At 48.7% G+C, this 25382-nt stretch carries 18 protein-coding genes; 16 read left to right on the plus strand and 2 right to left on the minus strand.

All coding sequences use genetic code 11. The features are described from left to right. The first annotated feature begins 8 nt into the window (after positions 1-8). From PUW25_RS04610 to PUW25_RS04645, 8 genes are all read left to right on the plus strand, one after another. Positions 9-1115 (plus strand): ABC transporter ATP-binding protein, encoded by a 1107-nt coding sequence (locus tag PUW25_RS04610; RefSeq protein WP_205054005.1) that lies wholly within the window; start codon positions 9-11, stop codon positions 1113-1115. Position 1116: 1 nt separating this feature from the next. Continuing rightward, entirely contained in the window at positions 1117-1995 is an 879-nt protein-coding gene (locus PUW25_RS04615; protein WP_052512246.1) for a carbohydrate ABC transporter permease, read from the plus strand. A gap of 108 nt (positions 1996-2103) precedes the next feature. Beyond that, complete coding sequence (locus tag PUW25_RS04620; protein ID WP_205054298.1) at positions 2104-2922, plus strand: carbohydrate ABC transporter permease; 819 nt, start codon at positions 2104-2106, stop codon at positions 2920-2922. A 321-nt stretch (positions 2923-3243) separates the two neighbouring features. After that, the gene (locus tag PUW25_RS04625) at positions 3244-5541 is read left to right on the plus strand and encodes a glycoside hydrolase family 3 N-terminal domain-containing protein (RefSeq protein WP_205054004.1); all 2298 of its coding nucleotides are present in this window, start codon (positions 3244-3246) and stop codon (positions 5539-5541) included. Positions 5542-5546: 5 nt separating this feature from the next. Then, positions 5547-8744 carry an alpha-mannosidase gene (locus tag PUW25_RS04630; protein WP_274338170.1) on the plus strand — a complete coding sequence of 1066 codons (3198 nt, stop codon included), beginning with the start codon at positions 5547-5549 and terminating at the stop codon, positions 8742-8744. A 471-nt stretch (positions 8745-9215) separates the two neighbouring features. After that, complete coding sequence (locus PUW25_RS04635) at positions 9216-10139, plus strand: ABC transporter permease (RefSeq protein ID WP_047913489.1); 924 nt, start codon at positions 9216-9218, stop codon at positions 10137-10139. Between the two features lie 16 nt (positions 10140-10155). Further along, positions 10156-11064 carry a carbohydrate ABC transporter permease gene (locus PUW25_RS04640; RefSeq protein WP_047913403.1) on the plus strand — a complete coding sequence of 303 codons (909 nt, stop codon included), beginning with the start codon at positions 10156-10158 and terminating at the stop codon, positions 11062-11064. Positions 11065-11103: 39 nt separating this feature from the next. Next, positions 11104-12726, plus strand: coding sequence for an extracellular solute-binding protein (locus tag PUW25_RS04645; protein ID WP_047913404.1), 1623 nt, complete (start codon positions 11104-11106; stop codon positions 12724-12726). A gap of 48 nt (positions 12727-12774) precedes the next feature. Here PUW25_RS04645 and PUW25_RS04650 read toward each other — a convergent pair whose 3' ends face one another. After that, positions 12775-15099 (minus strand): helix-turn-helix domain-containing protein, encoded by a 2325-nt coding sequence (locus PUW25_RS04650; RefSeq protein ID WP_274338619.1) that lies wholly within the window; start codon positions 15097-15099, stop codon positions 12775-12777. 112 nt (positions 15100-15211) lie between these two features. Between PUW25_RS04650 and PUW25_RS04655 the strand changes: the two genes are divergently transcribed. The 8 genes from PUW25_RS04655 (at position 15212) to PUW25_RS04690 (ending at position 25005) form a co-directional block, all read left to right on the plus strand. Then, on the plus strand, positions 15212-16600 hold the full coding sequence (locus tag PUW25_RS04655; RefSeq protein ID WP_274338269.1) for an alpha-L-fucosidase: 1389 nt from the start codon (positions 15212-15214) through the stop codon (positions 16598-16600). A gap of 20 nt (positions 16601-16620) precedes the next feature. Next, positions 16621-17907, plus strand: coding sequence for an alpha-L-fucosidase (locus PUW25_RS04660; RefSeq protein ID WP_274338529.1), 1287 nt, complete (start codon positions 16621-16623; stop codon positions 17905-17907). A gap of 73 nt (positions 17908-17980) precedes the next feature. Continuing rightward, positions 17981-19318 (plus strand): glycoside hydrolase family 125 protein, encoded by a 1338-nt coding sequence (locus PUW25_RS04665; RefSeq protein WP_274338172.1) that lies wholly within the window; start codon positions 17981-17983, stop codon positions 19316-19318. Further along, entirely contained in the window at positions 19315-20352 is a 1038-nt protein-coding gene (locus PUW25_RS04670; protein ID WP_274338173.1) for a carbohydrate-binding family 9-like protein, read from the plus strand. The genes PUW25_RS04665 and PUW25_RS04670 overlap by 4 nt, the downstream gene beginning before the upstream one ends. Beyond that, on the plus strand, positions 20349-22997 hold the full coding sequence (locus PUW25_RS04675) for a transglutaminase domain-containing protein (protein WP_274338174.1): 2649 nt from the start codon (positions 20349-20351) through the stop codon (positions 22995-22997). Before PUW25_RS04670 ends, PUW25_RS04675 begins: the two co-directional genes overlap by 4 nt. Positions 22998-23003: 6 nt before the next feature. After that, complete coding sequence (locus PUW25_RS04680) at positions 23004-24035, plus strand: glycoside hydrolase family 18 protein (protein WP_205053996.1); 1032 nt, start codon at positions 23004-23006, stop codon at positions 24033-24035. Between the two features lie 318 nt (positions 24036-24353). After that, the gene (locus tag PUW25_RS04685) at positions 24354-24725 is read left to right on the plus strand and encodes a nucleoside triphosphate pyrophosphohydrolase (RefSeq protein WP_047913490.1); all 372 of its coding nucleotides are present in this window, start codon (positions 24354-24356) and stop codon (positions 24723-24725) included. A gap of 67 nt (positions 24726-24792) precedes the next feature. Further along, the gene (locus PUW25_RS04690; protein ID WP_047913412.1) at positions 24793-25005 is read left to right on the plus strand and encodes a hypothetical protein; all 213 of its coding nucleotides are present in this window, start codon (positions 24793-24795) and stop codon (positions 25003-25005) included. 150 nt (positions 25006-25155) lie between these two features. Here PUW25_RS04690 and PUW25_RS04695 read toward each other — a convergent pair whose 3' ends face one another. Then, on the minus strand, positions 25156-25353 hold the full coding sequence (locus PUW25_RS04695; RefSeq protein ID WP_047913413.1) for a hypothetical protein: 198 nt from the start codon (positions 25351-25353) through the stop codon (positions 25156-25158). Positions 25354-25382 lie beyond the last annotated feature (29 nt).

Genomic DNA, 25382 nt, shown 5'->3' on the forward strand with positions numbered 1-25382 from the left:
GCTCTAGTATGGGCAGAATCGAGCTGAAGGGAATCAGTAAGTTTTTTAAGGAAGAAGAGGTTATCAAGGATTTGGATTTGACGATTCGGGACGGTTCCTTCACCGTCCTCGTCGGACCCTCGGGCTGCGGTAAATCGACGACACTGCGGATGATTGCAGGTCTGGATGAGCAGACAAAGGGTGAGATCTGGATTGATGACATGTGTGTCAACGGAGTTGCTCCAGGCAACCGCGATGTGGCCATGGTATTTCAGAATTATGCCTTGTACCCGACAATGAACGTATATGACAATATTGAGTTTGGATTGGTTAACCGTAAGGTGCCGAAGAAGGAACGGGAGAAGCTTATCAAGGACATCGCTGAGATTGTAGGTCTCAGCGATTATATGAAGAAGAAGCCGGAGATGCTGTCCGGCGGGCAGAGACAGCGGGTAGCGCTGGCGCGTGCCATGGTTAAGAAGCCGCAGGTGTTCATTCTGGATGAGCCGCTCTCGAACCTCGATGCGAAGCTGCGTCACCAGATGCGGACCGAGCTGATTCAGCTGCATAAACGGCTTGGCACGACCTTTGTATATGTCACTCATGACCAAGTGGAAGCCATGTCTATGGGAGATGAGATCGTTATTATGAACAAAGGCGTCATTCAGCAGGCAGCATCGCCGATGACGCTGTACAACGATCCGGCGAATGTGTTTGCAGCCCAGTTTATTGGTACTCCGGCTATGAACGTGCTCCCGTATAAGGGATTCAAGCTCCATTCGGCACAAGGCAAATCACAGGACATAGCAAGCTTCGGCTTCCGCCCGGAGCATGCTCTCCTAAATCCACAGGATTCCTCTTCGGAAGGTCTTCGTCTGGATGGAGAGGTCATGACACGGGAAAGTCTGGGTGCAGAGAATATCTATCAGATTGGGTCTCCATTCGGCATGTTCTCGATCAAGACCTTTCTAGAGCCGCTTGTACCGGATAACAGAGTCAGCATTACGGTTCCGTATGAGCGCCTGTACTATTTTAATACCGAAGGCCAGAGACTGAAGCAGTATGAAATCAGGCAAGGGAATGAAGGCACGAAGCCGAATGCTCCGGAATTGATCTCGATCGGTGGAGGGCTGTAGCATGACATCTCGTTTATGGGAGAAGCTTAGACCTTATGGAATGATATCTCCTTCCCTGGTGATCTTCGGTGTGTTCTTTATCTATCCAATTTTTTATATGATCTATCTTAGTTTTTTTGATTGGAATTTTGTCAGTCCGACGAAGAATTATGTAGGCTTGCAAAATTTTTCGGATCTTTTGTCGGATTCGGAGTTTATGCAGGTTCTACTGAATACGACAATTTACACCTTCGCCACCGTGGCACTGACGCTCAGCTTCTCACTGCTGATCGCACTGTGGCTTAACCGCTCGGGACTGTTCTATGGGTTTGTTCAGGGTGCAATCTTCAGTCCGCATATCATTTCTCTGGTATCGATCTCCCTGCTGTGGAGCTGGCTGATGGATCCGGAATACGGGCTGCTTAACTGGGTTATCGGGCTGTTTGGCATGGCGCCGCTGGATTGGCTGTCGCATCCGGATACGTCTCTCATGTCACTCATTCTGGTGGCGGTGTGGAAAGGGATCGGCTTTAATACACTTGTCTTTATCGCAGGACTTCAGAGCATACCGCCAAGTATTTATGAAGCCGCTGCGCTCGATCGATCCAAGCCGCTGCGGACCTTCTGGAAGCTGACGCTGCCCATGTTGTCACCAACGCTGTTCTTCCTGGCGATTATGAGCATGATCGGTTCGTTCCAAGTGTTCGAAACCATTGCCATTATGACACAGGGCGGACCGGTGAATTCGACCAATACGCTGGTCTATTACATTTATGAATACGGCTTCCGCTTCTTCAAGATCGGTTACGCATCTGCAGCGGGTGTCATACTGCTTATCATTGTCGGCCTGCTTACCATCATTTATTTCCGTATGTTATCAAGACGCGTCCATTACCGGTAAGCATGAGGAAGGAGAGGAAATGAAGTGAATGCAATAGATCCTACAGCTAGAACGAGGGAGACTGCAGAGGGAACGGGCAAACAGAAGAGCTGGAGTGGGCTGAGCGCAATGAACAGCGTCCTGAAGGTCGTCAACGTCATTGGCCTGCTGATCCTGGTCCTGATCTTCGCACTGCCCTTTGCGTGGATGATCTCAACATCTCTGAAAACACTGCCGGAGACGATGATCTTTCCTCCGGATTGGATACCGAATAATCCACAGTGGCAAAATTTCATTCAGGCCTGGAACTCGGGTCCGTTTCTCCATTATTTTATGAACAGTGTATTCATCGCTGTCGGGATCCTGATCCTGCAAATGCTGACAATTATCCCTGCAGCCTATGCCTTTGCGAGATTTCAGTTCAAGGGCTCGGGGATTTTGTTCGGACTTGTGATGGTTACCTTGATGATTCCATCCCAGCTGATCTTTCTGCCCGTCTATTTGCAGCTTAGCTCCTGGAACATGCTGAATACACATCTGGGTCTGATTTTGCCCTTTGCCTCCAGTGCTTTTGGTATCTTCCTGCTCCGCCAGTCCTTTAAACAGGTTCCCGAGGAGCTGATTGAAGCAGCCAGACTCGACAAGGCCAAGGAGTGGAAGATTATGTGGAAGCTGATGATTCCGATGGCGCGTCCAGCACTGATCACGATCGCTCTGTTCAGCTTCATCAGTCACTGGAACGACTATTTCTGGCCGCTTGTCATGACAACGAATGAAACGGCAAGAACGCTGCCGCTCGGGATCGCGAAGATTCGTCAGACGGAGGGCGTCGCGACTTGGAATATTCTTATGGCAGCCAATCTTATTCTGGTTCTGCCGATCCTCGTCGTCTTCTTCTTCGCACAGCGTTCGATTATCAAGGCGTTTGTGTACAACGGTGTGAAATAATTTAGCTAACTATTGATCGTGAATTGTATACATGAATCGACTATATCTCAATTGCAGTCCGGCGGAGAGCCGGACTTTTTTTTGCGTTCCAGGATACTGCATAATTTGGTCTTTACTTGAGCTGCTGGCTGGAATGGATCTTAAACAATCTTGTAAGTGTGTTATTTTCGGCCCATATGTTATTTTTGCTCTTATCTTCTACAGTCAGATCAAAGCTGATATGGTGTTCGCAAGGATAGACTTTAAGAGTCTCTCTTATAAGAAGAGATTTGATGTGAGTGCTGAGTGCTGATGCGACAGACAAAGAGGAGATGAGCTGGCATGATGATCTATAAAGATGCAGCAAGGTCGGTGACAGAGCGTACGGAAGATCTGCTGAAGCAAATGACGATGGAAGAGAAGATCGGACAGTTGGTGCAGCCGTTCGGCTGGAAAGTGTACGAGAACGCAGAAGGTCAGATTAATTTAACAGAGGAATTTCGAACACAGGTGCAAAAAGGCGGTATTGGCTCTCTCTATGGTGTTCTCAGGGCAGACCCGTGGACAGAGGTAACGATAGAGAACGGACTATCACCTGAGCTGGGGGCAGAAGCGGTCAATGAAATTCAGCGTTATGCGATCCAGCACTCGCGGCTCGGCATTCCGATCTTGTTCGGAGAGGAATGCTCTCATGGTCATATGGCCATTGGTGCGACTGTATTTCCCGTCCCCCTGTTAATCGGCAGCACATGGAATACCGAGCTGTACAGCGAAATGTGCCGTGCTGTTGCCCTGGAGACGAGAAGTCAGGGCGGAGCGGTGACGTATTCGCCTGTGCTTGATGTGGTGCGTGATCCGAGATGGGGGAGAACAGAAGAATGCTTCGGTGAGGACCCCTATCTGATTGGTGAATTTGCTGTGGCCTCCGTGAAAGGACTACAAGGCGATTCACTCGAGCAACAGAACAGTGTTGCTGCTACGCTGAAGCATTTTGCCGGGTATGGCAGCTCAGAAGGCGGAAGAAATGCCGGTCCTGCTCATATGGGAATGCGCGAGCTGCGAGAGGTCGATTTGTATCCGTTTCGCCGGGCAGTCGAAGCAGGAGCCGCTTCTATTATGCCGGCTTACAATGAAATTGATGGTACACCGTGCACGTCGAATAAAGAACTGCTGGAGGACATTCTTCGCACAGAGTGGGGCTTCGACGGTATGGTCATTACTGACTGTGGTGCGATCAACATGCTGGCCTGGGGTCATGATACCGCGGAGGATGGACTGTCTGCCGCAGTTCAAGCGATCACAGCCGGTATTGATATGGAGATGTCCGGTGAGATGTTTGCGAAGTATTTGGGAGAAGCCGTAGAGACAGGAAGGGTAGATACAGAAGTACTGGATCGTGCGGTGCGGCGGGTACTGACGCTGAAATTCAGACTGGGTCTGTTCGATCATCCATATTGCGACCCTAAGAAGGCCAGGGAGGTCATCGGCAGCTTAGAGCATAAGCAGCTGGCAAGACAGGTGGCAGCCGAAGGAATTATTATGCTCAAAAATAAGGGCCAGACCCTGCCGCTCTCAAGGACGAACGGTGTAATCGCCGTCATCGGGCCCAATGCGGATCAAGCCTATAATCAGCTCGGTGATTATACTTCTCCACAGCCGGATGGGGCTGTAACGACAGTGCTGGACGGAATCAAGGCCAAGCTTGCTGATCATCCCGAGCGGGTCTTGTATGCGCCGGGCTGCCGAATTCAAGGAGACAGCCGTGAAGGCTTCGAGGCGGCTCTTGCCTGTGCGGCCCAGGCAGATACAGTTGTGCTTGTGCTTGGCGGGTCGAGCGCAAGAGATTTTGGAGAAGGGACCATTGATCTTCGGACCGGCGCTTCTGTCGTTACAGATACATGGAATGATATGGACTGTGGAGAAGGAATTGACCGGATGACCTTGACTTTATCGGGTGTACAGCTGCAGCTGGCGCAGGAGATTCATAAGCTGGGCAAGAAGCTGATCGTTATTTATATTAATGGCCGTCCGATAACAGAGCCCTGGCTTGATGAACATGCGGATGCCATTCTCGAAGCCTGGTACCCTGGACAGGAGGGAGGTCATGCTGCAGCCGGTATATTATTTGGTGATGTTAATCCATCAGGAAGGCTGACGGTTTCGATACCGAAGCATGTCGGTCAGCTGCCCGTACATTACCGGGGCAAGCGCTCACGCGGGAGAAGATATTTGGAGGAGGACAGTAAGCCGAAGTATCCCTTCGGTTACGGACTCAGCTACACCTCGTTTACATATAGCGATCTTCGTTTGTCTGCTTCCGAGATGTATATAGATAATACGGTCGAAGCCGAAGTCATTGTAAAGAATACAGGAGATTGCCGAGGGGCAGAAGTTATTCAGCTGTATATTTCGGATGCAGCAAGTCTGTATACAAGACCGGAGCTTGAGCTGAAAGGGTTCCGCAAGATAGAGCTTGAACCGGGTGAGGAGAGACGCATAACGTTCGCTATTGGACGCCGAGAACTGGAGTATGTTGGAGCAGATCATAAACTGGATGTTGAGCCAGGACTTTTTCACATCAGGATTGGCAGACATGTAAATGACACGCTGAGCACAGAACTTACTGTACTGGAGGGTTAAGCGAAATGCAGCGAATTCAAAGAATGATTCGGGAACTATCAGAGAGACAGTGGCTGGAGAGTACTGAGATTAACGATTGGAAGATGACGAGCACAACGTATCACATGCCTGGGGAATATGATGAGGAGACCTCCCTTCCAGAGGGGACAGCACTTACGCAGTTTCCCGGTCAGCACGGAATCACCTATTTCTTCAGAAAAGAGCTGGATTGGCCTGAGACTTGGGGGAAGGAAGGGATCGGCCTTGTGTTTAACGCCGGGAGCGGGGAAGGACTACTGAGAGTCAATGGGGCTTCTTATCAGGGCTTGGATCGGAACCATACCTATGTGACACTTGACCCGGCATATGCCGAGAAGAATTCAAAGCTGGAATTAACGATTGAGCTCTATGACCCGATCCCAGAGCCAATTGACCCGCTGAACCATCAGGCGAACAGGCCTGCACCGATCTCCAGCATAACGAGCCTGTTAGTTAAGGTGAATCGTCCAGTTCAGAGCTTAATGTATACCCTTCGAACACTGCTGGGCACGGCGCAGCAGCTGGCAGAGAGTGATATGCGGAGAGTCAGACTACGTGAAGCGATGTTCCGGACGATGGATGGTTATCTCGGAATGAGTGAAGCTGACATTCGTGAAGGAAGCCGGATAAGGGAGCTGGAGGAGCAGCTCATTGCTCTAGTGAAGCAGATCGGTGGAAGTGCGGAAGGGATAGAGCATATGGTCGGTCAGTCACACATTGATATTGCCTGGCTCTGGCCGGTCAGGGAAACGGTACGTAAGACGAGCCGAACCTTCTCCACCGTGGATCGATTGATGGATGAGTATCCTGAGTACCAATTCGCACAGAGTCAGCCGATCCTGTATCAATTCCTGAAAGAGCATGACCCTGAACTATATGAACGGGTCAAACGGCGCATTAAAGAAGGCCGCTGGGAGCTGGTCGGGGGGATGTGGGTGGAACCGGATCTGAATATTCCGAGTGGTGAGTCGCTGATGCGGCAGATGCTCTATGGACAGCGATTCTATGAACAAGAATTCGGACGTACTTCGGAGATCGAGTGGCTCCCTGATACGTTTGGTTATTGTGCCTCCTTGCCCCAGATTCTGAAGCATGGCGGTATTCATTATTTCATGACGACCAAGCTGAACTGGAATGACACCAATGTATTTCCGTTTGATCTGTTTCAATGGGTCGGTATTGATGGTACACCGATGCTCTCTTATCTCAATCATGGACTGAACGAGGATACATCGCCGAAGGATATACAAGAGCACTGGGAGTCTTATCGGCAGCGTGCTGTTCATCCACAGCAGATGCTGCTCTATGGACATGGAGACGGCGGAGGCGGGGTAACCCGGGAGATGCTGGAATACATGGACCGCAGTGAGCTGCTCGTTGGCCAGCCGGAGGTTCGGTACAGCACCGCAGCAGCATTCTTCCAGACGACAGAAGAAGTCCGGCGCCGGCTTTCCAAATGGCATGGCGATCTATATCTGGAGCTGCACCGAGGTACCTATACGACACATGCCAGGAATAAACGGGCTAACCGAAAGGCTGAAGTTCTGTATAGAGAGGCTGAAGTATGGCACAGCCTGAGTAAGCTGGCAGCGGGAGGGGATAAGGATGGGTATGTGGAATCCGTCAATTTAGAGCAAGGGTGGAAGCTGATTCTGCTGAATCAATTCCATGATATCATCCCTGGCTCTGCCATTACGGAAACTTACGATACCTCTTCTGAGGAGTATGAGCAGATTTTTAACATCGGCTCGGAAGTCTTAGCTGAACGTCTGCAGCAAATCGCAGAGCACGTTTCCCTTGATGGAGATGGAATTCCCTATGTCGTATGTAACAGTCTTGGATGGGCCAGAGATGCGATCGTGGACATTGATGTACATGGTGCAAATATGATTCCTTATGATGAGACGGGTCAGGTTCTGCAATATGAACGGAATGAGCAGCCGGATAGCGAGCAGGATGATCAGCCGGATAGCGAGCAAGAGCAGGATAAGCAGCAGAAGGAGCAGGGACAACCAGCTTCGCGTCTACATGTGCTTGTGAAGGATATTCCAGCCTTTGGTTATCGAACCATTTGGTTAAAAGAGAAGGAAATCGTGAACGGGAGCGACCTTGCTCAGGAACAGGCATCGTCTCCACCCGCAGAATTCCCTGATCAGTGGGAAACGACCTATTATTCCGTGACATTTGGAGCAAATGGAGAAATAACAAGTCTATGGGATAAGGAAGCCGCACGTGAAATTGTAAGGCCAGGAGAGCAGATCAACCGATTGGAGCTGTATCACGACCGGCCGACCTATTGGGATGCTTGGGATATTGATCCTCGGTATGAACAGCAGAAGGCGGATGATCCGATCCTAGTCCATCGACAGCTGCTCAGTCATGGCAAGGTACAGGACATATTCCGGTTCACTTGGAAGCTGAGCCAGTCGACGATTTGGCAGGACGTTATTTTTTATCATCACGACAAGCGTATTGACTTCAAGACCCATGTGGAATGGAATGAAGCGCATAAGCTGCTTAAGGCTGCGTTCCCAGTGCAAGTCGTGACAAACAAGGCGGTATTCGAGATTCCTTTCGGCACCATTGAGCGTTCAGTTCATCGGAATACGAGCTGGGAACAAGCACAGTTCGAGGTGTGCGGACATCGCTTCGTTGATCTGTCAGAGCATGGATACGGCGTCAGCCTGCTGAACGACTGCAAATACGGATATGACATTCAGGAGAGCACGATTCGTTTATCTCTCTTGCGAGCTCCGAAGTGGCCGGATCTCACAGCGGATTTGGGAGAGCATAGCTTTACTTACTCGCTATATCCGCATCAAGGAAGCTGGCAGCAGGCAGGAACCCTTCGCAAGGCAGCGGAGCTGAATACCGATATTCAGGTGAGTAAGGCACGCCCTAATTCTTCAGGAACTTTGCCAGAAGTATATTCTTTGCTTCCATTTCATAGTCAGCATGTCATTCTGGATACACTCAAACCGGCAGAAGACGGTACAGGCTGGATTGTCAGAATGTATGAAGCTTCTGGTGGAAGTGGACAGGCAAGTCTTAACTGGCCTGGCAAGCTGAGCAAGGTGTTTGAATCCGATGCACTGGAGAAAGAACGGAGTGTGCTGAATCATCAGGAGCGAGTCATTGATCTCAGCTTCCGGCCCTATGAAATTAAGACGATAAAAATAAAATAGTCTTGGACAGTATCTTCGGTCATGTTAAGTTAATTACGGGCCGAAGATATTTTTTTGTTTTTTTAAGTACGAATGTCACTTACTTTTACACCGTAAAATCGCTTACAAATAAAATGAAGTAAAATATATGTAAAGTTAGATCAAAATAGACGGTCATTTTCTATTGGTATTTTTCCGTTTTTACATATGTATACGCTTTCTTTTGTGCGAAAATAACACATTTTTGAATTGTAAATGATTGGTCACAACCTGAAAAAACCTTGATATATCAACGCTTTTGCCATGTGCCAAAATGACATGTTTACGAAATGATGCGTTATCCACTATCGTTATCCTAAAGCTGCGCCAACAAAACTGACATAGCAGGATTTGTATTTGGAGGCTTGCCCCTGGCGCAAGACCAAGATGAGTGATGACAGAAGGAGGCGAACCTGTGTGCAGGAGATCAAGACGGTCAGAAGACAACAGACCATGTCGAAACCAAAAAGCAGCAGAAAGCAATGGCAGAAGATCTGGAGAAACTGGGAGCTGTATTTGTTTATTGCACCGGCATTTTTGTATTTTCTTATATTCCATTACGGACCGATGTACGGCATCCAGATCGCGTTCAAGAATTACAATCCGGTTCGCGGGATATTCGGCAGCCCTTGGATCGGCTTTGATCACTTTATTCGATTCTTTGATTCTTATTATTTCTGGGATTTAATGTGGAATACGCTGACGATCAGTTTATATGAGCTGGCTGTTGGCTTCCCAATCCCGATTATTCTGGCGCTGGCATTCAATGAACTGAAGCATAAGCGCTTCAAGAAGCTCGCCCAGACCATCACTTACGCACCTCATTTCATCTCCATGGTCGTTATGGTCGGGATGATTATCTCATTCCTTTCACCTTCAACGGGGATTCTTATTCATTTTATTGAATGGCTTGGTTTTGATGCTCCAGCCTTTCTGACAAGTCCAGCCTGGTTTAAGACGGTCTATGTACTGTCGGGAGTATGGCAGAGTGCCGGGTGGGGAACGATCATCTATCTGGCTGCATTGTCAGCTGCAGATCCCGGTCTTCATGAGGCAGCTATCATTGATGGGGCGAACAGGCTGCAGCGCATATGGAACATTAACATTCCTGTACTGTTGCCAACGATGACCATTCTGCTCATTCTCAACATGGGAAGTCTGCTCGGTGTCGGCTTTGAGAAGATTCTCCTCATGCAGAATCCGCTGAATATGGAATCCTCGGATGTTATTTCCACCTTTGTATATCGTTCAGGTCTTGAGAATGCGCAGTATAGTTTCTCAACGGCTGTCGGGCTGTTCAATTCTGTAATCAATGCCATTTTGCTCATTGTGGTCAATCAGATCGCTCGCAGGACAAGTGAGAATAGTCTGTGGTAGAGGAGGGGGCTGGACAATGCTAACCGGTATTAAAGAAACGAGACAAGACAAAATTTTTCTGGCACTAAATTATCTCTATGTCACGATTGCATTCCTTGTTGTCGCTTATCCGCTGGTCTATATGATCAGTGCTTCGATCAGTAATCCAAAAGCCGTTGCTTCCGGAGCGATGTGGCTCTTTCCCAAAGATATTACCTTTGAGGGGTATCAGCGCGTGTTTCAGGATACACGAATCTGGTCAGGTTACGCAAACACCATTCTATATACCGTAGTCGGTACTACGGTGAATCTGATGGTCACTATACCTGCAGCTTATGCACTCAGCAGAAGAGATTTTGTAGGAAGAAACTTTTTTATGGGGATGTTCATGGTCACGATGTTCTTCGGAGGAGGCCTGGTGCCAACCTATCTGCTGATCAAGGAACTGGGCATGATCAACAGCATGTGGGCGCTGATACTTCCTTCCGCTGCGTCGGTATGGAACATTATTGTCTCCCGCACCTTCTTCCAGGGGACGATCCCAGGCGAGCTTCATGAAGCAGCTCAAATCGACGGATGCTCAAATTTGAAGCTGTTTTTCAAGATTATATTACCGCTCTCGATGCCAATCATTGCCGTCATGGCGCTCTTCTATGGGGTAGGACACTGGAACAGCTACTTCTCCGCCATGATCTATTTCAATGATTCAGATAAATATCCACTGCAGCTCGTGTTAAGACAGATTCTCGTTCTGCAGGAAATGTCGGCCCAAGGCTCTGGCATGATGGACAGCACATCCGCTACAGCGCTCAATAACAAAGCGGAGGTAGCAGCACTTGTCCGCTATGCCGTTATCATCGTCTCTACGCTGCCGGTCATCATTATCTATCCATTCTTGCAACGCTATTTTGTACAGGGTGTTATGATTGGCTCCGTAAAGGGCTGATCGTTACCATATAAACCATCAGAAAAGGGAGTTGTTGTCATGAAGAGAGTTCGTAAGAAGTCAGCGGTTCTTCTCAGTTTGATCCTTTCCGCAAGCATGCTTGCCGCATGCGGAACCTCACCATCTGAATCAGGCGAGACGGCGGAGCCCGGTACCCCGGAGGAGACTGGTGTTAAGAAGGAAGGCTTTCCGATTGTGGACGAGCCGATCACGATGACCATGATGTCCCAGGATGCTGGTGTAGCGGACTGGAGCAATATGCCGGTTCTGCAGGAAGCAGAGAAGCTCACGAACATTAAGTTCGAATATCAGCTTACACCGATTGACAGCTTCGCAACGAAGAAGAACCTTGTATTTGCGAGTGGTGATCTGCCAGATGTTCTGTACGCAGCAGATCTCACACCGGCAGAGCAAGTGACTTACGGGACTCAAGGTTCTCTTATCCCGCTCGAGCCTTACATTGATGGGGGTTATGCACCGAACATTAAGAAGTTGTTCGATGAGAATCCCGACATTCGCAAATCCTTTACAACACCTGATGGACATATATACGCCCTCCCATTCATCGACAGTGCTGCTGTCTGGTACCGCAGTCCAATGTGGTATAACGGCAAAATGCTGGAAGCACTTGGTGTAGACAAGCTTCCGGGAACAACAGAGGAGCTGTATGAATTTCTGAAAAGAGTGAAGACAGAGGATCCGAACGGCAACGGTCAGGCTGACGAAATTCCGCTGACGTCGGTCAAGCTGGATGATCTGCGGATGTACTTCCTAGGCTTCTGGGGCATGTATGATCCGGTCGTTTATGTAGATAAGCAGGATCAAGTTTTTTATAGTCCGATGCAGGAAGGCTACAAGGGTTATTTGGAATTCATGAACCGCCTATGGGAAGAGGAACTGCTGGATCATGAGACCTTCTCTCAGACGCCTGAGCAGAAGAAAGCCAAAGGAGAAAATAATCAGATTGCGGTCTTTAATGATTACTACTCCTACTTCACCCTGGGCGGAGATCCGAATGACGCGATGAATAATCCGCTGATGACTCCGGTTGCGAGCGAGATTGAGGGCTCTCCAGTCTATGGAATGCATCCAGGACTGTCTGCTAACGGAACCTTTGCGATTACGAGTGTGAATGAGCATCCGGAAGCGACTATGCGCTGGATTGACTACCTGTATACGATTGAAGGGCAGACCTTGTTCAACCAAGGCCCTGAAGGAACACTGTGGAAGTATACCAATAAGGATACGTATGAAAAAGAGTGGCTTCCTGTTCCAGGCGGTGGAGATCGCGAGGAGTACAGAGGGACGATTACGCCAAACTTTGGCATGCTGACTCCTGGATATAACACTCCTGAGCTGACCAATGGCCTTAGAACAGATTTTGATGATTGGATTGCCAAGGAGAATGAGGAGAAGCTCGTACCAATCGGTAAAGCACCTTTTCCGAATGCTTACTTGACGAATGAGCAGCAGGATGAAGCCTCAGCACTTCTCTCCGACCTCAACACGTATGTAACACAAATGGAAGCAAAGTTTGTAACCGGGGAAGAGCCTATGTCCAATTGGGACAGCTACGTGGAGCAGGTGAAGAAGATGGGCGGGGAGCGCATCCAGGAGATTTATCAGGAAGTATACGATACATGGAATGCTGCAGGACAATAAAACCGATTCTCTTGCTCTAGTGTGAAAAAAGAAGAAAGCCAGCATCCTCTACGAAAGACCGTAGTTTACGGATGTTGGCTTTTTTCGCACACTAGCTGGCGGATCCGCTTTCTTCATCATTAGCGGTATTGCGGTGCTCTTGCGATATTGTCCTGGCGTTAGCCCGGTTTCCTTCTTGAATTTACGGATAAAGTTCGGTGTATCCAGATAACCGACCTCCTGAATGAGATCCTTCAGCGGTGTATCGGTTGTCTTCAGCTGATGGATCATTCGATCGAGCCGTTTCTGCCAAATGTACTGAACGAAATTGATGCCTGTCTTGTCCTTGAATGAACGGCTGACATGGGATGGTGAGATTTCAAATTCACAGGAAATCGTATCCAGGCTCAAGTTGTGATCTGTAAAGTGAGTATCGATATACTCAATAATTCGGTCAATTAAGGACTGTTCTTCCTGTTTCGAATCCTGTTCCACCTCGGTACAGACCTGGGAGGCAAGAGAGAGCAGAACAGATTCCAGCTCCTTAAGTGAGCTGCTGAATACCATGCCTGGTGCGATTCTTTGCAGCATATGATGCTCTCCGAGTTCAGTAGCGGTCTTTAATATGGTGTTCAATAGATCAAAGCTGATGCAGCGAACGAGAAGGGCTGGCAGCTTGGAAGTCGTAAGACTGTCCACTGACGAGCGGATCATCTGGGAAGCAATCTCATAGTTGCCCTGCTTAAGGCTCTGTGTGAGCTTGAGCTGAACATGATTCGGTATCCAGAAGGAATGACTTGGTGTCTTCGACAAGTCTGCAAACAGCGCTACAGACCCGAATTCCCCTGGAACGAGTAGATCAAAGGCAGAGCAAGCCTCGATATAAGATTGATTCAGCTCATGAAGATGATGGTAACAGCTGCCTGTACCGATCATAGGTGTTATGGCAAATGTATTCATCAGCATGCTGCGTATTTGTTCAGTAATCTGCTTCATTTGCGCCAGTTCATCCAGTGCTTCGACGGTATCAAAATTAATAATAATAGCGAATTGATCCAGCTGCGTCAGTTCTACTCCATAACCCGTTGCCTGCAGCTCGGGCAGTTCAAAGCGAGCCAGGTGATGAATAATACGGCTGCGATGATCCATATTAGAGGGCTTAGCTTCATTCCAGCCGATAACCATCACGAACAGACTTTGTTTATTTAGATTAAGATCAAACAGCTGCGTAAGTTCAGGAGACAGATGCTCGGTATTTCCAACCTTTATGAGTGTGGACAGATAGTGATTCCGGGCAAAAGGCTCCTGGATATCCATGCGGGAGCTGTAATCCTGCAGGGCAGAGCGAATCCGTTCCAGCTCGTTACGGTAGCTGTGCTTTCCATTATTCTGAGTCTCAGGATAACGTGAGGATGCGAATTCGACCAGCGACGAGATCGGACGATACTGCATTCGTGCCAGAACAAGCGCGATGACAGCTCCGATTAGCAGCACGAGCGCACTGATCATAATCATGACGCTGCGGACATCGATCACACTGCTGAAGAACTGGGAGCTCGGCATGACCGTCATATAAGTCCATCCATTGGATTCGGATTGAACGGATACAATGGAATGCTCTTTTCCATCCAGTGTTTGTTCATGGATGCCTGGAGCCGTTTCTTTAAACAAGATTTGTGAAGCTTCCTGGCTCAGGGTATCACCTTGACGATTCGCAGCCAGTACTTGGCCTTCTGCATCCAGAACGAAGGTGAGACCTTGATAGTTGCCAAGGATCGAGTCGATCAGATTCGTTATCTCTGCCTCCTTAATGAAGTACATAACGGTGGCATGAGGATTAAGACTGTTGGGTGTAATCGGAATGAGAAAGGCCAGCTTGCGATCCTGCACACCTCCGATCCTGGTTACCAGGTCAGCAGGTCTTACCGTCGGATGCTTCACTTCATTCAGATCACGATACAAGGACGGCTTGTCCCAGCTTGCAAAGCTGAAGTTGTCTGCAAATACTTCAAAGTCAGTCAGACCCTTGCTGGAGTATATGCGTTTGTCGTTGTGGAAGTATAAATGAATTTCATCAATCATGGAACTGGTCGCCTTGTATTGATCCAGAGCGCGAATCGCTTCCGGGCTGGTACGTGTATTGTTCACACGATAAGACGAGAGCCGATCGTCATAAGAGATCCGTGAAGCAATGTCACTGAGCTCTTTCATTCGGCCATCAATGGTTACTTTCGTTTGAGAGAGTTGGGCAAGACGAGAGCTTTCAATTTCAGTACGGAGGGTTTCTACAGCATTTTCATAAATAAACACAGTCATGAGTACGAGAGGGATTAACAGAATGAACAGATAGGACAGGATGTACTTCAGAAACAGCTTGGATTTGAAATAGTCCATTCTCAAGGTGAAATGCCGCCTCCTTTTCCTATGAAATGGTCATTTCTTATACATGATAGCAATAAAAAAAAGATTTGGACATACAAATCTCGCTAAATAGGAGGAATACATGATGAGTCAAGATCAGACGCAGACAGAAGCTTCACCTGCCGTAGAGCAGGGCGTTCATAATTACAGCAGCGAGGATAAGTGGGTCAAGCCTGAAGATCCGTTATTGCTGGAACGTTTGGAATGGTTCAAGGATCAGAAGCTCGGACTGATGATGCACTGGGGTCCTTATTCTCAGATTGGCATTGTGGAGTCTTGGGCTCTTAGTGATGAGGATGCAGATTGGTCTCGTGCCGATATTGATTGGGATATTGACGGTGAAGAGATGAAACGGGAGTATTTCGAACTGAACAAAACCTTCAACCCGATTCGTTTTGAACCAGAGAAATGGGCAGAGCTGGCCGCAAATAATGGATTTAAATATTTGAACTTTACAACGAAGCATCATGATGGGTTCTGTATGTGGAATACCCGTACAACCGAATATCGGATTACTGGGAGAGATTGTCCCTTCTCAAGGCATCAGTATGCGGATATTACCAAGCATCTATTTGAGGCATTCCGTGCGCGAGGGCTTGGAATCTCGGCTTATTTCTCCAAGGCAGACTGGCATTCTCCTTATTATTGGACGGAAGGCATGGAGAGAGGCATCAAGACATCCCGTGGTCCGAGCTATAACCCCAAGGAGTACCCTTGGCTATGGGAGGAATTTGTACAGTTTACGCATGAGCAGATTATGGAGCTGATGACAGACTACGGACGAATCGATGTTCTATGGCTGGATGCCGGATGGGTTAACGATTACAGGGTTCAAAATATCCGCATCGGCGAAGTGGTGGAGAAGGCCCGTCAATTACAGCCTTGGCTACTATCTGCAGATCGAACGGTGGGGGGACCATACGAGAACCTGATCACACCAGAGCAGACGATGCCGGAACGTGCACTTCATGTGCCTTGGGAGAGCTGTATAACGATGGGAACCTCCTTTTCTTACCGCTACGACGATGACTACAAAACCGTACGGCAGCTGATTCATATGCTGATTGAGATTGTTGCAAAGGGAGGAAATCTGGCTCTGAATGTCGGACCTCAGCCAGACGGCCGATTGTCCAGAACAGCCATCTCCCGGATTGAGGGCATGGGGACATGGCTGAAGGCTTACGGCGAATCCATATATGGAACAAGGGTCTGTGAGCCCTATTCGATCGGTAATATTCATTTTACGCAAAAAAATGAGCAGACCTATGCTTTTTATCTCTATGAGGATGAGAAACAGGAGGTTAAACCCACGGTGGTGCTGCCACTAAATAATCAGGATGTTGCCCGGGTTGATCTGGTGGCGGGAGCTGAGGAGATCCAGTTTACGAAGACAGGGGAAGGGATTGAAGTTGAATTGCCGGAAGGCGAGCTGACCGGTGCCGCACCGATCGCTCATGTATTCAGAATCTCATAAATCGAGAGGTGCAGATCCATATGCAGAAGTGGTTTGAGGATGCGAAGCTGGGAATCTTTATTCACTATGGAATTTATGCGGTAGACGGAGTTGCGGAATCGTGGTCCTTTTATAACGGACGAATGACTTACGACGACTATATGAAGCAGCTGGACGGCTTTACAGCCTCCCAGTTTAATGCCGAGGCTTGGGCTGATCTCATCGAACAATCGGGAGCGAAGTATGCGGTGCTCACTACTAAGCATCATGATGGTGTAGCCCTGTGGGACACACAGTACAGTGACCTCAATACGGTGAAGAGCACGCCTGCGCATCGCGACATTGTAAGGGAATATTCGGATGCCATTACGGCCAAGGGACTAAAGCTAGGACTCTACTATTCGCTGATCGACTGGTCTCATCCGGATTATCCAAGTGTATATGAAGGGGGCAAGGTGCCAGAGGACAAGGCTTCTGTGAATAAGTATTCTTATCCGGTAAACGGAATTCAGGACGAGGCGAAGTGGAGCCAATTTCTTGAGTTCAACAATCATCAGCTTGAAGAGCTGCTTACCGGATATGGCCAGGTAGACCTGCTGTGGTTTGACGGGGATTGGGAACGGAGTGCGGAGCAGTGGAATCTTCCTGCATTCAAGCATTACCTGAAATCCCTGCAGCCCGATGTCATTATCAATTCACGCCTTGCGGGACACGGAGATTATAAGACTCCGGAGCAAGGGCTGCCGATTACGCGTCCGGAAGGACCGTGGGAATTCTGTACGACGATCAATACCTCCTGGGGTTATGTGCCGACGGATCAGCATTACAAATCACTGCATCAGATTGTCCGTATGTTCTGCGACTGTATCTCGATGGGCGGTAATATGCTGCTGGGTATTGGACCAAGAGAAGACGGTAACATTGACGACAGACAGGAAGCTATTTTGCTCGGGCTTGGGAAGTGGATCAGAGCTCATGAGGAAGCAGTATACGGGACAAGGGAAGGAATTATGAGCCGTTACTACGGTGAAGGGAGTACGCTCTCCGCAGATCGTAAGACGCTTTACTTATTTGTGCATGGAGATCCGAAGGGCAGTATTTGTCTCAAAGGGCTGTGTAACAAAATTAAGAAGGCATCGGTGCTCCATTCGGGCAAGGAGCTGACGTACGAAATTCATGGCGGAGTTCCGTGGTTTCAAATTCCGGGTACAACCTGGATTCATCTGACACATGAGGATACGCATGAGCTGACTACCGTCGTCAAGCTGGAGTTCGATGAAGAAGTTGAAATGTACGGCGGTTCTGGTGCGGTGGTCACTCATAACTAAATGGGTGAGCGGTACTAGGGCTGCATGGTTAAGATACCTCACGATACGGTCGAGAAAGGAGCTTTATACTTTCATGGATTCTTTTCAACTACCAAGCATACACATTCCAAAAATTCCGCTGCCTGAAGTTATCCAGCAGGTGCTGGGTGAGGCGGAGCAGGCGCTCTCCCACAGGCCCAAGCTCTCCAGGCTGTTTCGAAATTGTTTCCCGAATACATTGGAGACAACGGTCAAGCTGATGGATGACGGGACGACATTTGTTATAACGGGAGACATACCGGCATCATGGCTTCGGGATTCAGTCGAACAGGTCATTCATTATGTACCCTTCGCGAAGGAGGATGCCGATCTTCGAAGAATAATAAGCGGTCTCATTAAGAAGCATGTCGAGTATATTCATCTGGACCCATATGCCAATGCATTTAATGAATCAGCAAGCGATTGGCATTGGAACACAGCTGACGTAACCGAAATGTCCCCATGGGTGTGGGAACGCAAATTCGAGATTGATTCACTCTGCTTCCCGATGCGTCTTGCCTATCGTTATTGGCAAGAGACAGGAGATACGGCGGTCTATAATGCTGAGTTCAAGTCGGCGATGCGGATTATATATGATCTCTTCCGGACCGAGCAGCATCATGAAGCGAGATCTCCCTATCGATTCATGCGTCATAACGGGATATCTGAAGATACGCTCGCAAATGAGGGACTCGGTATGCCGGTCAACTATACAGGGATGGTATGGTCTGGATTCCGCTCCAGTGATGATGCCTGTGATTTTCACTATAACATTCCCGGAAATATGTTTGCGGTTGTGGTGCTCCGCTATATGCAGGAAATGGCAGAACGGATTTACAGGGATAATCATTTTGTACAGGAGCTCAAACAGCTGGAAGCCGAAATTGACCGCGGCATTTCTCTATACGGTATTTACCGCCATCCGGAATTCGGCCCGATCTACGCCTATGAGACAGACGGATACGGGAACTACTGTCTGATGGATGATGCAGGCACACCGGGGCTCTTATCTATCCCTTATCTTGGATACTGCACTGCAGATGATCGGATTTATCAGAATACACGCCGGTTCGCCCTCTCTAAGGAGAACCCGTTCTATTATGAAGGGAGTCATGCACGGGGGATAGGAAGCCCGCATACGCCAGACCGATTTATTTGGCATATGGCGCTGTCTATGCAGGGAATCACTGCGGGGTCTGCTGAAGAGAAGCTGACCCTTATACAAATGCTGGAAGCAACAGATGCGGATACGGGATATATGCACGAAGGCTTTCATGCCGATGATCCGCACAATTATACGAGATCCTGGTTCGCCTGGTCGAACAGTCTGTTCTCACAATTTATCTATCAGGCCTGGCAGGATGGAATTTTGGATGAGGAGGGGACATCATGAGCCTAAGCGGGGTACCTGTCCCTCAGATCGGAGCGTATGAACCGAAGCATTATATTTGCCAGCGTGCGAAGGGGGAGGCAACACTTGACGGAAGACTCGACAAGCCATTCTGGGACAGAGCAGCGTGGACGGATAAGTTTGTCGATATTGAAGGCGATATCCGTCCCCAGCCAAGGCAAGATACACGAGTGAAGATGCTATGGGACGATGACTATTTTTATGTAGGGGCTGAGCTCTGGGAGGACAGCATCTGGGCTACGCTGACAGAACGTGACTCGGTGATCTTCTATGACAATGACTTCGAGATTTTTATTGATCCGGATGGAGACAGTCACGGGTACTATGAGTTTGAGATCAATGCTCTGAATACGGTGTGGGATTTGCTCCTTATCAAGCCTTATCGAGACGGTGGCCCTCCACTGGACAGTTGGGACATGAAAGGGCTGAAAACTGCGGTGCATATTGACGGCCAGCTCAATAATCCGGAGGCAGTTAACCGCAAATGGTCTGTTGAAGTGGCTATACCTTGGACCAGTCTGAAGGAATGTGCGAAGGAACACCGCGCTCCGCTGCCAGGTGAGTTCTGGAGAGTAAATTTCTCCAGGGTGGAGTGGAAGACAGAGGTTGTTGATGGAGCTTACCGCAAAGTGATTCATCCGGATACGGGCAAGCCTTACCCGGAGGATAACTGGGTCTGGTCCCCTATGGGACTGATCAATATGCATTATCCTGAGCTGTGGGGATATGTCGTATTTGCAGATGATGAGGGTCCAGATGCGTTCTGTATCTCTGAGGATGAACGAATAAAGTGGGAGCTGAGAAAGCTCTACTACCTGCAGCGTAATTTCGCAGAACAGACGGGGAGCTATACGGAGGATTTAACACGGCTTGGCTGGTCCTCGGAGCTGGTGATCGATCCAGAGGTTTATGCAGGGGAGCGTTTGTTCCAAATTACGACTGCGGCAGCAGACGGAAGCGGCACGTGGATTATTCGTGAGGACGGTAAACTGTGGAAGGAGAGTTATCGGATATGAATACACATACCTCGGTATTTTCACTTACACCTGAGAGAATGCAGGATATGGAGAAACAGCTTCGTATGAAGCAGCAGCTTGTCAGAACCAGAGCGGATGAGATATTTGCTGTTTTTCAGGAGCCGATGTCTTTAGAAGAGGAATGGGCGCTGAAGTATGTGTATGCATACAGCCCGCTGCAGGATCTTGCAGATGTTCCAGGCTCGGTGTTTCTAAGTCATGTACGGTCCGTATTACGAATCCGGCAAGAGGTTCCGTGGGGGATGCAGGTCCCTGATGAAATATTTCTGCATTTTGTGCTGCCGGCGCGGGTGAATACCGAGAATATCGAGGATTGCCGGGACCTATTTTATGCAGAGCTTGCGGATCGTACCCGTTCATTATCCATGAAAGACGCCATTCTAGAAACCAATTACTGGTGCTACGAAAAAGCAACTTATATCGGCAGCGATCTGAGAACCGCTTCGCCGCTGACTATGATTCGAAGTGCGCGGGGGAGGTGCGGTGAAGAATCTACGCTTGCCGTTACTGCCCTGCGAAGTATCGGCATCCCTGCTCGTCAGGTATATACGCCGAGGTGGGCCCATTGTGATGATAATCATGCCTGGGTAGAAGCTTGGGCGGATGGCACTTGGTATTATATTGGTGCATGCGAACCGGAAGCACGCCTTAATCAAGGATGGTTTACACCGCCGGCACGACGCTCAATGCTGATGAACACAAGGGTGCTGGGCAGCTACCATGGATCAGAGGATATTACGATAGCCAAGCCGTGGTTTACGGAGTTGAATCTTCTTAAGAACTATGCTCCTGCGAAGGAGCTCGCGGTTACAGTCAAGGATCAGGATGGAATGGCCGTGCAGGGTGCGGAGGTACGGTTTGAATTATATAACATGGCGGAGTTTTATCCGATTGCAGAGCTTACAACAGATGAGAGAGGGGAAGTCTTCTTCAAGACAGGTTACGGAGACCTGCTGATTCGTGCTGTATACCAGAATCACTGGCAGGAGCGCAAGGTGAGTGTTGCCGAGACGGACAAGGTAGAGCTGATACTGAATCTTTCTGATCCGCAGGTACAAGAGAGCGGCGTTATGGATCTGGATATGGTTCCTCCTCCTGAGCTGGAAGGCGAGGTGCTCCCGGAGCTGACGGAGCAGGCGGAATCCATGCATCAGGAACGAATGAAGGAAGGTGCTGCTATTCGTGCAGCATTTGAAGGCAGCTTTGTCTCCCCGGCCGAGAGTAGAAATCTCGCTGAGCAGCTGGGTTTACCAGAGGCAAGAGTGTGGGAAGTCATGCAGAAGGCTCGCGGCAACAGTCACGAAATCGCGGAATTTCTCAAGGAAAGCTCTCCTGAGAATGGAGAGTGGCCCCTTATTCTACTGGAGTCGCTGAATAGCAAGGATTTAATTGATACATTTCGTCCTGTGCTTCACGAACATTTGAGAAGGGCTCTCCCGCTACGAAATATGCTGCCTGACAGCTTGTTCATTCCTTATGTGCTCTGTCCGCGTGTAGCTTATGAGATGCTTGGTCTATACAGAGAGCAGTTCCAGACTGCCTATAGCCGGGATGAACAAGCCTCCATTATAGAACGGCCTGAGCTTCTGGCCGAACAGCTGCAAGAACAGTATCTGTATTCAGAACATCTGCCGAATCTGAAAGGTAAAGGTACAGTCGCTGGGACTTACCGCTTGATGGCCGGTGATGAGGACTCTCTCGCTATCCTGTTTGTTGCCATGTGCCGCAGCTTCGGAATTCCTTCTCGTCTGCATCCGAACGAGCGAAAACCGCAGTATTGGCAAAAGGGAAGCTGGATCTATGCGGATCTAGGCAGTAACGATGAGGTGAACGAGCGAACGGGTTCCTTGCGCCTTGAGCTGGGAGAGACACCAGAAGGTACGACAGGAGCTGCTTATTATGAGAATGTTTCTATCGCTCGGCTTGTTCAAGGGAAATATGTGACTCTGCATTTTCCGTTTGGCGAGAAGGACTGGTTTGCAGAGCCACTGGAAGTCGAAGCAGGCCACTACCGTATGGTTACCGGAGTTCGTCTCAAAGACGGTACTGTGAGAGCAAGATGTACTTACTTTGAAGTGGAGGAAGGCAAGGAAACCCAAGCTAATATCACCTTCCGCAGCAGTGAGGAAGAGATCCCCGTTCTGGGGACGGTAAACAGTAATGTTCCACTGAGTTTGCAGGATGGTACAGCAACCGCTATGCCTAATAAGCAGCTGCCTGATACGGATCGAGGCATCCTTGCTGCCTGGATTGAGCCTGAGAGAGAACCGACCATGCACTTAATTAAAGAGCTGATCGATCTTAAGGTGGAGCTGGCGGAACGAAATATTTCAATCGTATTAATCACCGGCTCTACGGGGAACCAAATGAAATTGAGAAATGAGCAATTGGAGAAGCTTCCAAGACAGGTTCATATAGCTGAAGGTGATCCTTCTTCATTGCCCGAGCTGTTCCGAACTCCTTCTGCCATAGAATCCGGGTATCCCCATCTAGTCGTACTGGATGAAGCAAGTCAGATTCGTTATGCTTCGTCCGGCTATCGCATCGGTGCCGTAAGGGAAGCCATTCAGGTCAGCTCTCAGCTGAACCGGCAGCTTCGCGAAGTGAAGCAGACGGGAGGATAAGCGAAAATGAACAACAAATGGATCATCGGATATGTCAGTCATCAAGATCTGGATAAAGTCACGGAAACGGATCTGTGCCGGATGACGCACATTAATATTGCTTTTGGCGTCATTCAGGAGGGCGTGATTCAGACCAGCCATCTGCTACATATGAAACAGATCCCGGTCATTAAGGAGAAGCATCCTGATCTGAAGATCATTCTGTCGGTAGGCGGGTGGAGCAGCGGCGGCTTCTCTGAAGCAGCAGCAACCGAGGAAGGCAGGCTGAAGCTGGCAGTATCAGCAGCCCGCGTCGTGAAGAGCTACTCGCTGGACGGCATAGATCTGGACTGGGAATACCCTTGTTATGGTCAGGCAGGCATTGCTGCCTCTCCCATGGACAAGCAGAACTTCACGCAGCTGCTGAGTACGATCAGGGAAGAGCTGGATCAGCTGGGTGAACAGGAGAACAGGCATTACATGCTAAGCATTGCTGCCGGTGCGGATCAATATTATATTGACGGTACGGAGCTGGAGCACATCGTGCCCTATCTTGATTACGTGCAGCTAATGACTTATGACATGCGCGGAGGCTTCCAAGTGCTGACCGGGCATCACACGAGTCTTTATACGGCGACAGGGGACTTGTACCGGATCAGCACGGATGCTTCGGTGAGCATGTTCCACAAGGCAGGCGTTCCCATGGATAAGATCGTCATTGGAGCTGCGTTCTATTCCCGCAAGTGGGCAGGGGTTCCGGCGCGGAATAACGGTCTGCACCAGATGGCAGCGACGACCGGAGGATATGGACCGGATTATACGGAGTTGTCAGCAGATTATATCAATAATGATGGATACACGAGATACTGGGATGACGAGGCGAAGGCACCGTATTTGTTCAACGGCAGCACGTTCATCTCTTACGATGATCCGGAATCTATCACAGCAAAGTGTGAGTATGTCATTGAACAGGAGCTTGCGGGCATCATGTTCTGGGAGTATAAATGCGATGCTTCCCATACTCTCCTTGAGGCGATGAGTAAAGTACTGAGACGTTAGGCATTCGTGTCAAAAGCATGATGCTTACAAACAACCGTTCTTCGGGCATATAGCAGGTTTTTTTACGCTATACTGCTTGTCGGGAACGGTTGTTTTTTTGTTAAAGCTGTAGACTACTTGAAGCAGGTAAAAAGCCTTATGTGGAAATGGTATAATTGGATTTAATCACGGGTGATCTACATTCTTCAGCATAAGGGGAGACTCGAGCATGGCCTATAAAATTGATTTATACAAAAATGGAGAACGATTTAAGGAATTCCATGGGATTCAGAATCTTCATCGGTATTTAGCGAAGAGAAAGACAATGAAGTAGTGATCGTGGGGAATGAAGGACAATCAGAAGCTTTTTTTGCCGGAGAGAAAAAAACGTATAATAAGCTTGTACGTGATCAAATTCCCACGATTATAGCTTCGAAGGGGGATTCTTGCAGAATTACAGTGCTTGATCACGAACAATATAGAGCTGAGCTGAGAATCAAGCTTATGGAAGAGATAGAGGAATACTATGCAACAGATCATGATGAAGAGGCTCTTGCTGAACTGGCAGATGTACTGGAAGTCATTAGGGCATTGTCAAAGGTACATGGCTCAACACCTGAAGCATTGGAGAACAAAAGGGTGGAGAAACAAAAACTACGTGGCGGATTTGAGGATCGAGTGTATTTAATAGATACGACGGTCAATAAATGACATCATGAAATTCGCTGAGGAGGTGATTTGAATTTTTAATCCGAAGGACAAGAAGGAGCGTAATCCGATGCTGGCAAAGCTGGAGGCAGGGCTGACTGTGCTTGCTTTTATCATGCTGGTTATTGGTTTCATGAATCCGGGGTTCTCACTGGGATGGTTCTTTGTAGTGATGGCGTTAGTGTATGTCATTCGATACATAGAGTATAGAAGGTGGACCGCAGTTGTGTCGTTCATACTGCTCGCCGTGGGGGCAGCTGCACTATTTTTTATCGGGAGCTAGGCAGAATAACTGCAGCTTCAAGTTGGATCATTTCGTTGGAGTGGAATGTGGAATTTTCAACATTGTCGGTTGGATCGTCAACTGACCACAGAAACAGCTCATTAAGAATGAGCTGTTTCTTCATTCAATAACCTGCATCTTGTGTAGCGGCTATACTGACATGGGGATGAGTGTCGAGCAGTGCTTGATCTCATGGAAGGGAACGGTAACGATGCCTCCACGATATTTTAGCCTAAGCTTCATTTGACCCATATTCAAACTTACGATACCGGAATAAGTAGATCCGTCCGTTAGAGATAAGTGTACATTGTATCTTTTTCGTTCGGCCTTTCGTAGTTCTTGAATCATATGGATTCCTCCATTCGCGCATGCTTTAG

This window comes from Paenibacillus urinalis, assembly GCF_028747985.1.
Classification (GTDB): Bacteria; Bacillota; Bacilli; order Paenibacillales; family Paenibacillaceae; genus Paenibacillus; species Paenibacillus urinalis.

What these genes read in the sequence shown, in the direction of transcription:
- PUW25_RS04620 (WP_205054298.1), top strand. Translation starts at nt 2,104, where the DNA reads ATGAACAGCGTCCTGAAGGTCGTCAACGTCATTGGCCTGCTGATCCTG.
- PUW25_RS04645 (WP_047913404.1), top strand. Translation starts at nt 11,104, where the DNA reads ATGAAGAGAGTTCGTAAGAAGTCAGCGGTTCTTCTCAGTTTGATCCTT.
- PUW25_RS04695 (WP_047913413.1), bottom strand. Translation starts at nt 25,353, where the DNA reads ATGATTCAAGAACTACGAAAGGCCGAACGAAAAAGATACAATGTACAC.
- PUW25_RS04675 (WP_274338174.1), top strand. Translation starts at nt 20,349, where the DNA reads ATGAATACACATACCTCGGTATTTTCACTTACACCTGAGAGAATGCAG.
- PUW25_RS04615 (WP_052512246.1), top strand. Translation starts at nt 1,117, where the DNA reads ATGACATCTCGTTTATGGGAGAAGCTTAGACCTTATGGAATGATATCT.
- PUW25_RS04625 (WP_205054004.1), top strand. Translation starts at nt 3,244, where the DNA reads ATGATGATCTATAAAGATGCAGCAAGGTCGGTGACAGAGCGTACGGAA.
- PUW25_RS04670 (WP_274338173.1), top strand. Translation starts at nt 19,315, where the DNA reads ATGAGCCTAAGCGGGGTACCTGTCCCTCAGATCGGAGCGTATGAACCG.
- PUW25_RS04610 (WP_205054005.1), top strand. Translation starts at nt 9, where the DNA reads ATGGGCAGAATCGAGCTGAAGGGAATCAGTAAGTTTTTTAAGGAAGAA.
- PUW25_RS04665 (WP_274338172.1), top strand. Translation starts at nt 17,981, where the DNA reads ATGGATTCTTTTCAACTACCAAGCATACACATTCCAAAAATTCCGCTG.
- PUW25_RS04655 (WP_274338269.1), top strand. Translation starts at nt 15,212, where the DNA reads ATGAGTCAAGATCAGACGCAGACAGAAGCTTCACCTGCCGTAGAGCAG.
- PUW25_RS04660 (WP_274338529.1), top strand. Translation starts at nt 16,621, where the DNA reads ATGCAGAAGTGGTTTGAGGATGCGAAGCTGGGAATCTTTATTCACTAT.
- PUW25_RS04630 (WP_274338170.1), top strand. Translation starts at nt 5,547, where the DNA reads ATGCAGCGAATTCAAAGAATGATTCGGGAACTATCAGAGAGACAGTGG.
- PUW25_RS04635 (WP_047913489.1), top strand. Translation starts at nt 9,216, where the DNA reads ATGTCGAAACCAAAAAGCAGCAGAAAGCAATGGCAGAAGATCTGGAGA.
- PUW25_RS04690 (WP_047913412.1), top strand. Translation starts at nt 24,793, where the DNA reads ATGCTGGCAAAGCTGGAGGCAGGGCTGACTGTGCTTGCTTTTATCATG.
- PUW25_RS04650 (WP_274338619.1), bottom strand. Translation starts at nt 15,099, where the DNA reads ATGGACTATTTCAAATCCAAGCTGTTTCTGAAGTACATCCTGTCCTAT.
- PUW25_RS04680 (WP_205053996.1), top strand. Translation starts at nt 23,004, where the DNA reads ATGAACAACAAATGGATCATCGGATATGTCAGTCATCAAGATCTGGAT.
- PUW25_RS04640 (WP_047913403.1), top strand. Translation starts at nt 10,156, where the DNA reads ATGCTAACCGGTATTAAAGAAACGAGACAAGACAAAATTTTTCTGGCA.